Source organism: Streptococcus sp. 2741, from assembly GCF_013276315.1.
Taxonomy (GTDB): domain Bacteria; phylum Bacillota; class Bacilli; order Lactobacillales; family Streptococcaceae; genus Streptococcus; species Streptococcus pseudopneumoniae.
On the sequence record NZ_VMKU01000085.1, the window covers coordinates 1 to 12,463 of the forward strand.

General features: G+C 40.9%; 11 protein-coding genes. 2 read left to right on the top strand and 9 right to left on the bottom strand.

What is annotated here, in order from left to right:
• Positions 1-69 precede the first annotated feature (69 nt).
• The 6 genes from HT671_RS08425 to pbp1b all read right to left on the bottom strand — a co-directional run bounded on the left by HT671_RS08425 (position 70) and on the right by pbp1b (position 6,855).
• Entirely contained in the window at positions 70-744 is a 675-nt protein-coding gene (locus tag HT671_RS08425; protein ID WP_000658506.1) for a rhomboid family intramembrane serine protease, read from the bottom strand.
• Positions 728-1,267: a 5-formyltetrahydrofolate cyclo-ligase gene (locus tag HT671_RS08430; protein ID WP_000834335.1), complete on the bottom strand. Its 540-nt coding sequence runs from the start codon at positions 1,265-1,267 to the stop codon at positions 728-730. Before HT671_RS08430 ends, HT671_RS08425 begins: the two co-directional genes overlap by 17 nt.
• Before the next feature lie 11 nt (positions 1,268-1,278).
• Positions 1,279-2,409 (bottom strand): N-acetyldiaminopimelate deacetylase, encoded by a 1,131-nt coding sequence (locus HT671_RS08435; RefSeq protein WP_000885081.1) that lies wholly within the window; start codon positions 2,407-2,409, stop codon positions 1,279-1,281.
• Between the two features lie 68 nt (positions 2,410-2,477).
• Entirely contained in the window at positions 2,478-3,176 is a 699-nt protein-coding gene (dapD, locus tag HT671_RS08440; RefSeq protein ID WP_000127477.1) for a 2,3,4,5-tetrahydropyridine-2,6-dicarboxylate N-acetyltransferase, read from the bottom strand.
• 230 nt (positions 3,177-3,406) lie between these two features.
• A complete protein-coding gene (locus HT671_RS08445) occupies positions 3,407-4,318 on the bottom strand; it encodes a DMT family transporter (protein ID WP_007285066.1) in 912 nt (303 codons plus the stop codon).
• Between the two features lie 71 nt (positions 4,319-4,389).
• Entirely contained in the window at positions 4,390-6,855 is a 2,466-nt protein-coding gene (gene pbp1b, locus HT671_RS08450) for a penicillin-binding protein PBP1B (RefSeq protein WP_138703335.1), read from the bottom strand.
• A gap of 141 nt (positions 6,856-6,996) precedes the next feature.
• Between pbp1b and tyrS the strand changes: the two genes are divergently transcribed.
• A complete protein-coding gene (tyrS, locus tag HT671_RS08455) occupies positions 6,997-8,253 on the top strand; it encodes a tyrosine--tRNA ligase (protein ID WP_000546883.1) in 1,257 nt (418 codons plus the stop codon).
• 77 nt (positions 8,254-8,330) lie between these two features.
• On the opposite strand, the gene HT671_RS08460 is transcribed toward tyrS, so the two are convergent.
• Together HT671_RS08460 and HT671_RS08465 are read right to left on the bottom strand one after the other, a co-directional pair.
• Positions 8,331-10,391 carry a heavy metal translocating P-type ATPase gene (locus HT671_RS08460; protein WP_138703334.1) on the bottom strand — a complete coding sequence of 687 codons (2,061 nt, stop codon included), beginning with the start codon at positions 10,389-10,391 and terminating at the stop codon, positions 8,331-8,333.
• A gap of 1 nt (position 10,392) precedes the next feature.
• Positions 10,393-10,671: a DUF6110 family protein gene (locus HT671_RS08465; protein ID WP_000910909.1), complete on the bottom strand. Its 279-nt coding sequence runs from the start codon at positions 10,669-10,671 to the stop codon at positions 10,393-10,395.
• 150 nt (positions 10,672-10,821) lie between these two features.
• On the opposite strand from HT671_RS08465, the gene HT671_RS08470 reads away from it, so the two are divergent.
• Positions 10,822-11,670: a putative RNA methyltransferase gene (locus tag HT671_RS08470; protein WP_001024685.1), complete on the top strand. Its 849-nt coding sequence runs from the start codon at positions 10,822-10,824 to the stop codon at positions 11,668-11,670.
• Between the two features lie 352 nt (positions 11,671-12,022).
• Here HT671_RS08470 and HT671_RS12080 read toward each other — a convergent pair whose 3' ends face one another.
• Complete coding sequence (locus tag HT671_RS12080; RefSeq protein ID WP_000265678.1) at positions 12,023-12,229, bottom strand: hypothetical protein; 207 nt, start codon at positions 12,227-12,229, stop codon at positions 12,023-12,025.
• Positions 12,230-12,463: the final 234 nt, after the last annotated feature.

Consider the following 12,463-nt stretch of genomic DNA (forward strand, 5'->3'; position numbering starts at 1 on the left):
TTCATTGAGTATAAAATAAAAAAAGATAAGGTTCAAAAAATGCCTTATCTTTTTTCATTTCACAAATTTTCATCCCATTCCCTTGTAGAGAAGTAAGACTGCGAGTCCTACGAACAAGACTAACGCTACCAGTCTCTGACTAGCACTATACATCCGTCTTTCTCCTCTAACTGGAAAGATAATTGCTAGAAATGCACCACCAACTGCACCTCCGATATGGCCTGCTAGGCTGATTCCTGGAATCAGAACACTTCCAATAATGTTAATCACAAAAAGTGTCAGATAAGACTGTCCTAGCTGTTGGATATAAGGATTACGAGTTGCATAGCGAAGAATGATAATCGCGGCAAATAGACCATAAAGAGAGGTGGATGCACCTGCTGCTAAGGATTTGGGACTAAATACAAAAACAAAGAGATTGCCCATCATTCCTGATAAAAGATAGAGAAAAAAAAACTGCTTAGAACCGAAAATCTCCTCTACCTGCCTTCCAAGATAATAAAGTGAAAGCATATTAACAATGAAATGCTCCCACCCAATATGAACAAAAATAGCCGAAAAGAGACGCCAAATTTGCTCGGGAAAGAGGCGAATGGCAGGCCCATACATGGCTCCAAATCGAAATAGAGTATCCGCCCTGTCAAAGTTTCCTCCTGTAGTTACCAACATTAGTAGAAATACCACGGCCGTCACTAAAAGAAAGAAACTCGTCACAGGGTAACGCCTATCAAAGATTTCCTTCATCAATCAAAACCTCCTGAACAGGAATATCATGGTTTTCAGGGATAAAGTCCTGAACTTGATAATGATAAACCGTACTCAAAGTATGACCAGTAAACTGTTCCAGATAGCGGTCATAATAACCTCCGCCATAGCCAATCCGATAGCCTTCCATCGTAAAAGCCAGCCCTGGGACATGAATCAAATCAATCTGAGAGGCATCTACCACTTCCAAATTTCCCTGTGGTTCCAGTAAGCCAAAGGAAGTTTTGACCAGTTGTTGCAGATCATAGACCACAAAGTCCATGCGCCCCTTGGAATAGGTTTTGGGTATCAGAACCTTCTTGCCGTCCCTCAGCGCCTGCTCAATCAATCCCTGCGTTTGAAATTCGTGCGGAAAAGAGAGATAGGTTGCGATGACCTTGGCTTCTTGGTAGAAGGGATGGTGTAAAAGCCGCTCGGTTAAAGCTTGCTCTATAGCCTGTTTTTGCTCTTGAGATATAGCCTTCATTTCTTGCAAGACTTGCTTGCGTAGTTCCGATTTCATAGACAACCCCTCTACTCTGCTGCCTTCTTTTTCAGGAAACTAGAGACCGCATCCACCCCAATAGCTAATGCTTCTTCCTTAGGAGCCATCTGAGGGTGATGAAGGGCGTAGGGACTATCGATACCCAGCCAAAACATCACGCCATCAACCTTTGAAAGGAGATAACCAAAGTCCTCGCCTGTCATAGCAGGCTCGATATCAATCAACTCAATTCCGTCTTTCTCTTCAAAAAAGTCCATTAGTTCACGCGCCAAGGCTGGATGGTTCTCAACAGGTAGGTATCCACCTTGTTTGAGTTCCACTTCGACTTCCATATCAAAGGCAGCTGCAACTCCTTCTGCAACTGTTTTGACCCGCTTTTGTACCAAGAGACTCATGTCCTGAGTCAAGGCCCGAATAGTTCCATGCAAAAAGGCTGTATCTGTGATAACATTGTTGGTTGTTCCAGCTTGGAAAACTCCAAAGGTCACCACCGCTCCCTCGATTGGGTTGACATTGCGGCTGACAACTGACTGCACCTGGGTCACAAAGTAACTAGCTGCCACCAAGGCGTCATTAGCTTCATGTGGAAAGGCTGCGTGTCCTCCTTTGCCTTTGAAACGGATCTTCACCTCGCAAGTTCCTGCAAAGAGTGTATGAGTATTGGTCGCAATCTGACCAACCTTCAAATCTGGTCGAACATGAAGCCCATAAAACTGGTCTGGCAACCAGTCTCCAAAAGCGCCATCCTCATACATGAGCATGCCACCAGCTTCATTTTCTTCAGCAGGCTGAAATAGGAAGAGTAGATTATTTTTAGGTTGTTCCTCAAGGGCGCGCTCGAGACAGCCTAAGGCAATAGTCATGTGGAAATCATGACCACAAGCGTGCATGCGACCTTGATGCTGAGAAGCAAAAGGAAGTCCTGTTTGTTCAACGATAGGCAGACCATCAATATCCGTCCGCCAACCAATAGTACGCTCTGGCTGACTTCCCTGCAAGTAAACCAAAATACCTGTCCGCCAAGTACGAACTTGAACAAACTCCTTGCCCGCAGTCAATTTCTCAATCACATCCAGCAAATAAGCATGAGTCTTGAACTCCTCCAAGCCAATCTCTGGAATCTGGTGCAAATCTCGTCTAGTCTGAATCAAATCTAACATCTATCTATCCTCCTATATAGCAGAAAGAGGCTGGAAAAAGGGTCCCGCCTCTATTTTTCTTTTACAAATTACAAGGTACGAAGCGCATCCTCTAGCGCTGTTTTTTGTTGAGTTTGGGCATCAATCTCTTTGATAATTCGAGCTGGAACACCTGCTACTACTACATTTTCTGGAACATCTTGGGTAACGATAGCTCCTGCTGCGACAACTGAACCACTACCGATTTGGACTCCTTCGATAACCACTGCATTGGCACCGATAAGAACATTGTCTCCAACACGGACTGGTTCTGCGCTAGCTGGCTCAATCACACCTGCTAAAACTGCACCTGCACCAACGTGGCTATTTTTCCCAACGATGGCACGGCCACCAAGGATAGCCCCCATGTCAATCATGGTTCCTGCACCGATTTCAGCACCGATATTGATAACAGCTCCCATCATGATAACAGCATTGTCACCAATTTCTACCTGGTCACGGATAATAGCGCCTGGCTCGATACGAGCGTTGATAGCACGTTTATCTAGCAAAGGAACTGCAGAATTGCGGGCATCTTGCTCAACAACATAGTCTTGATTTTCTACCAAACCATTGAGAAGCGGAGCCACGTCCTTCCAGTCTCCAAATAAAACATTCCCTAGTCTAACAACCGAGCTAGGTACAGCAGTTGCGAGTTGTCCCTCAAAAGTTACTTTCACACTGGTTTTCTTCTCAGCATTAGCGATAAATTGGATAATTTCTTGAGCATTCATTTTTGTAGCAGTCATAAAAAAACCTCTCATTCTTTATAATGATAACTATTCTACCAAAAAAAGCCTCAAATTTGAAGCCTTTTTGTCTGTTTTTAGGTATGATTTTTTAGGGATGTGAGATAAAACGTGCTGTCGGTAAAAGCAAACCCCTACCGATACAACCTAAAAACACTCTTCACAACTATCTCCCCGTGTTTTATTGACTATTCTAGTATAGCACACTTTTAGAATTAAGAAAAGACTTTTTATCTACTTTCTTTCGCTTCTTCTATAGACAAAAATATCATGGGTAAAATAATCAAGGCCATAGCTAGAAGGAGTGACCAATCCACTACCAGGCCTAAGAACAAAACACTCAAGAGAGCAGAAGAGAGAGGTTCACTGGCACTGATAACGGAAACCACCAAAGGAGAAACCAAGGACACCGCCTTCATGGAAATAAAAAAAGCAAAAGCCGTCCCAAAGAAAGCGATAATGAGACAAATCAAGATACTCCAAATATCAAGAGTAAAGGAAAGCTGATGCACTGGCGAGAGAACATTGCTAAATAAACCTGCCAAAATCATCCCCCACCCAACCGTGGGTACAAAACCATAGCGCTTCGCAAAAGGCTGGGGCAAGATAACATTAAACATAACACCCATAGCACTCAGTAAGCCCGTCACAAGGGCTAGTGGTGTCATGGATAACTGAGAGAGATCTCCCTTTGTCGCCATCAAGCAAACACCCAGCATAGCAATCAAAACATAGAAAATAGCACTTTTTGACGCTCGTTTTTGATAAACCAAGCGATTGTAAAAGAGGATAAAGACAGGACTGATAAACTGTAAAATAGTCGCTGTCGCTGCATTTGAGTATTCTACACAGAGATAGAAAAAATACTGGACTGAAAAAATCCCCAAAATAGCATAGGCCAAAAAGGGTAGGTAATTTTTCTTGTCTCGCCAAATATCTAGCACTTGCGATTTTAATTGTATTGCAGACCAAATGAGTACAAGACTCCCTGCTAGTGTCAATCGCATAGAGGTAATCCAGCCAGAAGACACCTGGTAATGAGTAAAGAAATACTCTCCTAGAATTCCACAGATTCCCCAGATTAAGCCGGATAGGAGCGAATAAATAGTTCCTTTAACAATCTTTTTCTGATACTGATTCATACCTTTATTGTAACACGAAAGGAAAAAAGAAAAAAGTGGCAATCCATTGATTCGCCACTTCATTTAGAGAATTATCGTCTCGCCCTTGAAGAAGAAGGTCGTGTAGCACTTGAGTTACTGCTATCGCTAGAACTACTACTTGAACTGCTGGAGCTTGATGGAGTTGGTAGACTCCTCACAATACTAGACCAAGCATTCTGATAATCCGCATCACTTCCGCCAATAGCAAAGCGATAACTTGTCGCTGGCGCTCCTGACTTATTAGCCCAATAGCTGGTAACAGTCGAACCTGTGACCTCTACTTCTTTTCCTTCAACAGAAACCTTCCCTGGTTTTTGACCTGTTGATTTCAAGACTTCCGATTTCACTACACTAGGATCTAAAGCAAAGCGCTCGTTCCCCCAAATGCTTGGGGAGGCTTTCTGAATCGCATTTACTAGATGAGCCATGTAATTAGAGTTATTAGAATAACCTGCTCTACGTGACAATGAATGATTATCATCATGCCCAATCCAGCCACCTAGGGTTAATCTAGGTGTCGAAAGCATAAGCCACATATTTTCGTCTTGGTTGGTTGTACCAGTCTTCCCAATCCAATCTGCATTAGCCAGAGTAGGATTTAAAGCAGTCAGATTCGTCTTGAAGGTTGTTGTCACACGAGAGGATAGAACTTCTCGCAACAAGCTCTGCATAATTGTCGCAGTAGCTTTTGAATAGACTTGAACCGGTTTGTCCTGATACTCATACACCACTCTACCATCTGCTGCTTCAATCTTTGAAATCACATGCTTCTGATGATAAACTCCATTATTAGCCAAGGTCTGATAGCCATTGGTATGCTGGGCAACTGTGACTTCAATACCACCACCCATTGGCAAGCTCTCAATATCGTACTCAGGAATCTCGTAGCCCATCTTTTCCATATAACCTTTGACATCCACACCCTTTTCACGGAGCATACGGTAGGTCCAGTAAGCCGGGATATTCCATGAATAGTTCAGAGCTTCTCCCAAGGTCATCATTCCTGTTCCCTTGCTATTAGCATACATAATCGGATTGCCATTGGCAAAGTTTGTTGGATAGTTAGATAGAATCGTTTCGCTTCCCATCAAGCCCTGGTCAATAGCAATACCGTAGGCCAGCAAAGGCTTGGTAGTAGAAGCTGGTGAGCGCTTAGTATCAAAGGCATGATTATTTTGATTTTCTTGATAATTGCGACCACCTACAAAGCCTAGAATAGCACCTGTTTGGTTGTCCATCAAGACATTTCCTACTTCTACACGACCTGTTCCATCGTCTAAAAGATAGCCATAGTCAGCAACCGCATTTTGCATGGCAGAATGAATTTTCTGGTCTATGGTAGTAGTAATCTTATAACCACCATTTTCAATTTCCTTGGCTGCCAAATCACGATAAAACTTCTGAGTTGCCTCATTTTTCAATTCCTTAGTGGAGACATTGTCTCTCTGAGCTAGATAGTCATACATACGTTCTTGAGCTTCTGCCAAAGTTGTAAAGTATAAATAGTCTCGTGAAATTCCTGTGACCGTGCCCGATGGTAAAAAGTCCTGTTTAAGGTCATAATCCTTGTACTGAGAATACTCGTCCTTGCTTAAGGCACCTGTACGATACATACTGTAAAGAACTGCCTTAGCCCGTCTTAAGCCAATTTCTAGGTCTTCATCACTCTTCAACTCCCCAGTATTTTCATAAGGAGAGTAAGTAATGGGACTCTGTGGAAGTCCTGCTAAAAATGCTGCTTGAGGAACAGTCAACTGACTGGCATCGACACCGAAAATCCCCTCAGCCGCCTGCTGAGCTCCTTCAATATTCTGCCCCTTATTATTTCGGCCAAAGGGAGCCACATTGAGATAGGTCGTTAAAATCTCATCTTTATTCATGGCGCGTTCCAAGGCAAGAGCATCCACAATCTCTGTCGCCTTACGAGCCAAGGTCGGCGCATCCCCAACCACCTGCTGTTTAATCAGTTGCTGGGTCAAGGTTGAACCCCCACTAGAGGAACCCAAACCTACAAATTTCCCCAAGGTCGCACGAATCACCGCCTTGGGTACTACACCCTTATGTTCTTTAAAGTGTTCGTCTTCCGTCGCAATGATAGCCTTCTTCAGATTTTCCGAAATTTGCTCAGATGAGATAGAAGTGCGCAACAAATCACTCTCTATGGAAGCAATTACCGTCCCATCCGCATAGGTAATCTCTGAAATAGAAGAGATGTCCTTGACCTGATGTACCAATTCTTCTGTCTGAGGCACCCGAACCTTGTCAAATAAGGCCACTCCGTATCCCAAAGCAATCCCAGCTCCCAACATTCCTCCTAGAAAACCGAGTACAAAGAGTAAGTTAAATAAGGCTTTTATACTCAGTAAAATAGCTGGAAAAATGGCTGACTTATCTAAGGTTTTAGATTTTTTGGTACTTGAACCTTTCTTGCCAGGTCTAGCTGATTTTTTATTTTTTTGTTTTTGCTGGAAAAATTCCAGCATTTTTCGTTTTAATTCATTTAATTGATTTTGCATGGATTTCCTCACTCTATCTATTATACCATAAAAGGGAAACTTTCAATAAAATAGCCACTTTCTTCCCTATTCTGCTAGGCTATTGCCCAAGTTTGTGATACAATAGTTAGAAACAATAATTTTAAAAAGGAGAAAAGACACATGCACATTTTTGATGAGCTAAAAGAGCGTGGTTTGATTTTTCAAACGACTGATGAAGAAGCTTTGCGTAAAGCCCTAGAAGAAGGTCAAGTTTCTTATTATACTGGCTACGATCCAACTGCTGACAGCCTTCACCTAGGCCATCTTGTCGCAATCTTGACAAGTCGTCGCTTGCAACTAGCAGGTCACAAACCTTATGCGCTCGTTGGCGGTGCTACAGGTCTCATAGGAGATCCGTCCTTCAAAGATGCTGAGCGTAGTCTCCAAACAAAAGACACAGTAGATGGCTGGGTCAAGTCTATCCAAGGACAACTTTCTCGTTTTCTTGACTTTGAAAATGGTGAAAATAAAGCTGTCATGGTCAACAACTACGACTGGTTTGGCAGCATCAGCTTCATTGACTTCCTCCGTGATATTGGAAAATACTTCACTGTCAACTACATGATGAGTAAGGAGTCTGTGAAAAAACGGATTGAAACAGGGATTTCTTACACTGAGTTCGCTTACCAAATCATGCAAGGGTACGACTTCTTCGTCCTTAACCAAGACCATAATGTCACTCTTCAAATCGGTGGTTCTGACCAGTGGGGAAATATGACAGCTGGTACCGAATTGCTTCGTCGTAAAGCTGACAAGACTGGACACGTTATCACAGTTCCGCTTATCACAGATGCAACTGGTAAGAAGTTTGGTAAATCAGAAGGAAACGCAGTCTGGCTCAATCCTGAAAAGACCTCTCCATACGAAATGTACCAATTCTGGATGAATGTTATGGACGCTGACGCTGTTCGCTTCTTGAAGATCTTTACTTTCTTGTCACTTGATGAGATTGAAGACATTCGTAAACAATTTGAAGCAGCGCCACACGAACGCTTGGCTCAAAAAGTCTTGGCTCGTGAAGTCGTTACACTTGTTCACGGCGAAGAAGCCTACAAAGAAGCCCTCAACATCACTGAGCAGCTCTTTGCAGGAAACATCAAAAACCTTTCTGTTAAAGAACTTAAACAAGGACTTCGTGGTGTGCCAAACTACCAAGTACAGGCAGACGAAAATCACAATATCGTGGAACTGCTCGTCTCATCTGGTGTGGTTAACTCAAAACGCCAAGCCCGTGAAGACGTCCAAAACGGAGCCATTTACTTAAATGGCGACCGTATCCAAGACCTTGAATATGTCTTGAGTGACACTGATAAGTTAGAGAACGAACTGACTGTTATCCGTCGTGGAAAGAAAAAATACTTTGTATTGACTTACTAAACTGTTCAACATTTACCTATAAAAAAAGGAGTTACCCTCGAGAAAGGTAACTCCTTTTTGCTGTTAATAGTCCCCACCTATCCCTTAATAGACAGGCTACGCAGTACAATGCGTAAGGTTGTTAGATTATGTAAGATAGAGAGCTTTGAAGGACTGAGCCAATTAAACAAGCCAAAGCCAATCAAACTACTATTTACGACAACGGTATCTTGAATATTCTTCTTGATGAGTGTTTGCAAAGATGGTGATAGCGAATCCAACTCTTGGAAGAAATCCAAGCGATTATCTAACAATAAAATATCGCTCATCTGCTTAGAAATATCTGCACTCTCATTCATCACCACACCGATATCTGATAGGGTTAGAGCAGCTGAGTCATTCAACCCATCCCCAACCATCAAAATAGTGTGACCTGCTTTCTGCAGTTCCTCTACTAACTCAAATTTCCCATCAGGTTTCAAATCTGTATAAACCTGATCAAAGGGCAAATCTTTGACTAATTGCTCTGTCCTAACCAAGGTGTCCCCTGTTGCCAGAATCAATTTTTTCCCTTGTGCCTTAAGTTTCTCCAAGGCTGCTTTTGCTTCTTTTCTCAAAGGAGTATGAATGCAGAACATTCCAATCAATTCATTCTGATAAGCCAAGAATAAGAGATTGTAGTGACTCTTGTACTCTTCAATTAAAGCATTTTGTTCCAAACTGATATGAATCTGCTCATCCTGCATCAAGACATAATTCCCAATAAGAACTGGTTGGCCATCGATATGAGATTTGATCCCCTTGCTTGCGATATATTGGAGTTTCCCATGCATTTCCTCATGTTCAATCCCCTCTATCTCGGCTTGCTTGACGATGGCATTAGCAATAGGATGATAAATGTGTTCCTCAAGACAGGCACTGATTCTGAGAATATCTTCCTCACTATAGTCCCCAAAAGGTAACACCTTTTCAACTATAGGATAACTAGTTGTGATTGTTCCCGTCTTATCAAACAAGAAAGTATCAACTTCCAGATATTTCTCCAGAACATCTCCATCCTTAATCACCATTTCACGGTTCAACCCCTCCTTGATAGCTGTCAAATAAGCTACAGGAGTAGAGATTTTCAAAGCGCAGGAGAAATCGACCAATAGGAAAGAAATAGCCTTAGAAAAAGAACCTGTTAATAGGTAAGTCAGCCCAGCCCCCAAGAAATTATATTTGACGACCTTGTCCGCCATTTTGATGAAATAGCGTTGTTTCGTTTTCTTGTTTTCTTCAGATTTCTTCATCAACTCAATCAGTTGTAAAATCCGGCTGTTCATCTGATTATCGGTTACACGAATGCGCAACTCTCCAGTTTCTAATACTGTATTTGCACAAACCAAATCAGACTCTCTTTTTTCAACTGGAAAACTCTCTCCCGTCAAGGAACTTTCGTTGACCATACCTAAACCTGAAACTACTTGTCCATCAAACAGAATTTCATTTCCTTGAGATAGGACCAAGACATCTCCTATTTGAACATCGGAACTCTTGATACTAACAACCGTATCCCCCTGTACTAAGAATACGTCGCTCTCTTTTGCAAGAAGACTCTGTTCTAAATCTGTTGCAGTTTTTTTCAAGGACCACTGATCTAAATGATTCCCCAAATCAAGCATAAACATGATATTACTAGCTGTCTTGGATTGGTTCATAAACAAGGACAATAAAATCGCCGAACAGTCCAAGACTTCCATCGTTAGTTCCTTACGCGCTAGTGTTTGATAGGCTTCTCTAATATAACCAAAAGCCTGATAACAAGTCCATATATAGCGAATAGGATACGGCACAAAACTACGAAAAAGCACACGCTTAATCGCTGCACCTGAAACAATAGAATAAGCACTCTCTTCTCTACGAATGGGAAGAGTCATCAACTCAGAAACTTTCCCTTTGTCAATTCTTTTTAAAAAGGCTTCTGCATTATCTAATACAGAAAAGCCTTCTTTTATACGTAGAGTAAAGTGCTGTTGATCCATGTAAAACTGGATAGACTCAATCCCCTTTTCATCTCTCGCCAAGGAACGAAGATAGTCTTGAATATCCAAGGTGAGTGAAAAAGAAGATGATAGTCGGATATGTTGGTATCCTCTATGTAGCACTTTAAAAGACATATTATTCTCCTATAAGGCTATCTAATTGCTCTTCTTTTTTCTCTTGCTCGTATAAATATTTGGCATCTTGCAAGACATCGTCTCCATGTTGTTTCACAACAGAAACAGATGCATCTAGCTCGTCTTTCAACTTGTAAGCCTTAGCCAAAGCTTTAGAATAACCTTTTTTAGCTTCCTTACTTGCCAAGATTTTCAAACCAAGGGTACCAAATGCAACACCACCTAAAAAGAGTGATGATTTTTTCGCAACTTTTGCGACAGTCAATACTTCTTTTAACATACTTATTTCCTCCTTATCATTATTATATAGCAATTTAGATATAAAAGCAATTTAATTTTGGCACTTTGAAAAGTAATGATACTACTATTTAATTCTATTACAAATCATCCTAAAGTTGCTTTCATTTACCTCTTTTGATACACTTAAACTATGAATATAAACCTCAAACCTAAACTCCAGCGTTTTGCTTCTGCGGCTGCCTTTGCCTGTCCTATCTGCCAAGAAAATCTGACTCTGGTAGAGAGCAGTCTCAAATGCTGCAACCGTCATTCTTTTGACTTGGCGAAATTTGGCTATGTCAATCTAGCACCTCAAATCAAGCAATCTGCTAACTATGACAAGGAAAATTTTCAAAACCGTCAACAAATCCTAGAAGTCGGCTTTTACCAAGCTATCTTAGATGCTGTATCTGACTTGCTTGCAAGCTCAAAAACAACCACAACAATTTTGGATATCGGTTGTGGTGAAGGATTCTATTCTCGCAAACTACAAGAAAGTCACTCTGAAAAAACTTTCTATGCCTTTGACATCTCCAAAGATTCAGTCCAAATCGCTGCTAAAAGTGAACCCAACTGGGCAGTCAATTGGTTCGTTGGTGACTTGGCTCGTCTTCCTATAAAAGACACCAGCATGGATATCCTACTAGATATCTTTTCACCTGCCAACTATGGAGAATTTCGTCGCGTTTTATCCAAAGACGGTATCTTGATCAAGGTTATCCCAACTGAAAATCACCTCAAGGAAATCCGTCAGAAGGTACAAGACCAGCTGACAAACAAGGACTATTCCAACCAAAATATCAAAAATCATTTCCAAGAACACTTTACCATCCTATCTAACCAAACTGCCTCTCTGACTAAGACTATCACAGTAGAACAACTCCAAGCCCTACTCAGTATGACTCCTCTCCTCTTTCACGTTGACCAGAGCAAGATTGACTGGAGCCAACTGACAGAGATTACTATTGAGGCTGAGATTCTGGTTGGGAAAGCATTCTAAACTAGACTTCCCAAAGGTATAAAACTTACCGAAAATCTTCAATATTACAAAAACGCATAAGAACAGGTACTCAAACCTTAATCTTATGCGTTTTGTTATGCAAAAATCACTGGAGTTTCCATACATATTAAGTGGAAATAGTTGAAATCAGTTCTTTTAATAACCATTGAATACCATATAGTACATTTACCCCAAATATGATATAGGCCGTATAAATCAAGTATTTCGATTTTTCCCGTCTCAAAGAATAAATCTTGTACAAAATAGATAAATTTAAAATAATAAATAATAGAGACAAAATCTTCCTCCAAAATCAATATTAAAAGTAGCCAGTCAGGCATATACCTCATATTTATTTTCGATTCGAGATAACAAACTTATCAATAAATAGCAAGTGATATAAGGCAAGTACAGACCCCCAGAAACTACCTCGAAGAGAGATTTCTTGATGATTGAGAGGAAACAAATCATGGTTACCTATATAGAGGCAGGTCAAAATAACAAATAAAATCCAAAATAAATCCGTCCATTTATATTTTGAAAAATATTTTTTCCACATAAAAACACCTTCTTTCCTACAATTATATTATAATACTTTATGTAAGCGAATACAAGGGGTATAAGGCTGAAGACAGTAAAAACCAGCATTTAAAGCCTTCACTGTATCTATAATTTCTCTATTTTTAGACAGGATTGACTAAAATCCACAACATTTAAAAAAGCGAATTTCAATTGAAACTCGCTTTTTTACAAAATGTATTAGTATAAATCTTGTATCTTATACTCAATGAAA

Bases quoted from the DNA above. Each gene is read 5' to 3' on its own strand.
- HT671_RS08425 (WP_000658506.1), bottom strand. From the start codon at position 744: ATGAAGGAAATCTTTGATAGGCGTTACCCTGTGACGAGTTTCTTTCTT.
- HT671_RS08430 (WP_000834335.1), bottom strand. From the start codon at position 1,267: ATGAAATCGGAACTACGCAAGCAAGTCTTGCAAGAAATGAAGGCTATA.
- HT671_RS08435 (WP_000885081.1), bottom strand. From the start codon at position 2,409: ATGTTAGATTTGATTCAGACTAGACGAGATTTGCACCAGATTCCAGAG.
- dapD (WP_000127477.1), bottom strand. From the start codon at position 3,176: ATGACTGCTACAAAAATGAATGCTCAAGAAATTATCCAATTTATCGCT.
- HT671_RS08445 (WP_007285066.1), bottom strand. From the start codon at position 4,318: ATGAATCAGTATCAGAAAAAGATTGTTAAAGGAACTATTTATTCGCTC.
- pbp1b (WP_138703335.1), bottom strand. From the start codon at position 6,855: ATGCAAAATCAATTAAATGAATTAAAACGAAAAATGCTGGAATTTTTC.
- tyrS (WP_000546883.1), top strand. From the start codon at position 6,997: ATGCACATTTTTGATGAGCTAAAAGAGCGTGGTTTGATTTTTCAAACG.
- HT671_RS08460 (WP_138703334.1), bottom strand. From the start codon at position 10,391: ATGTCTTTTAAAGTGCTACATAGAGGATACCAACATATCCGACTATCA.
- HT671_RS08465 (WP_000910909.1), bottom strand. From the start codon at position 10,671: ATGTTAAAAGAAGTATTGACTGTCGCAAAAGTTGCGAAAAAATCATCA.
- HT671_RS08470 (WP_001024685.1), top strand. From the start codon at position 10,822: ATGAATATAAACCTCAAACCTAAACTCCAGCGTTTTGCTTCTGCGGCT.
- HT671_RS12080 (WP_000265678.1), bottom strand. From the start codon at position 12,229: ATGTGGAAAAAATATTTTTCAAAATATAAATGGACGGATTTATTTTGG.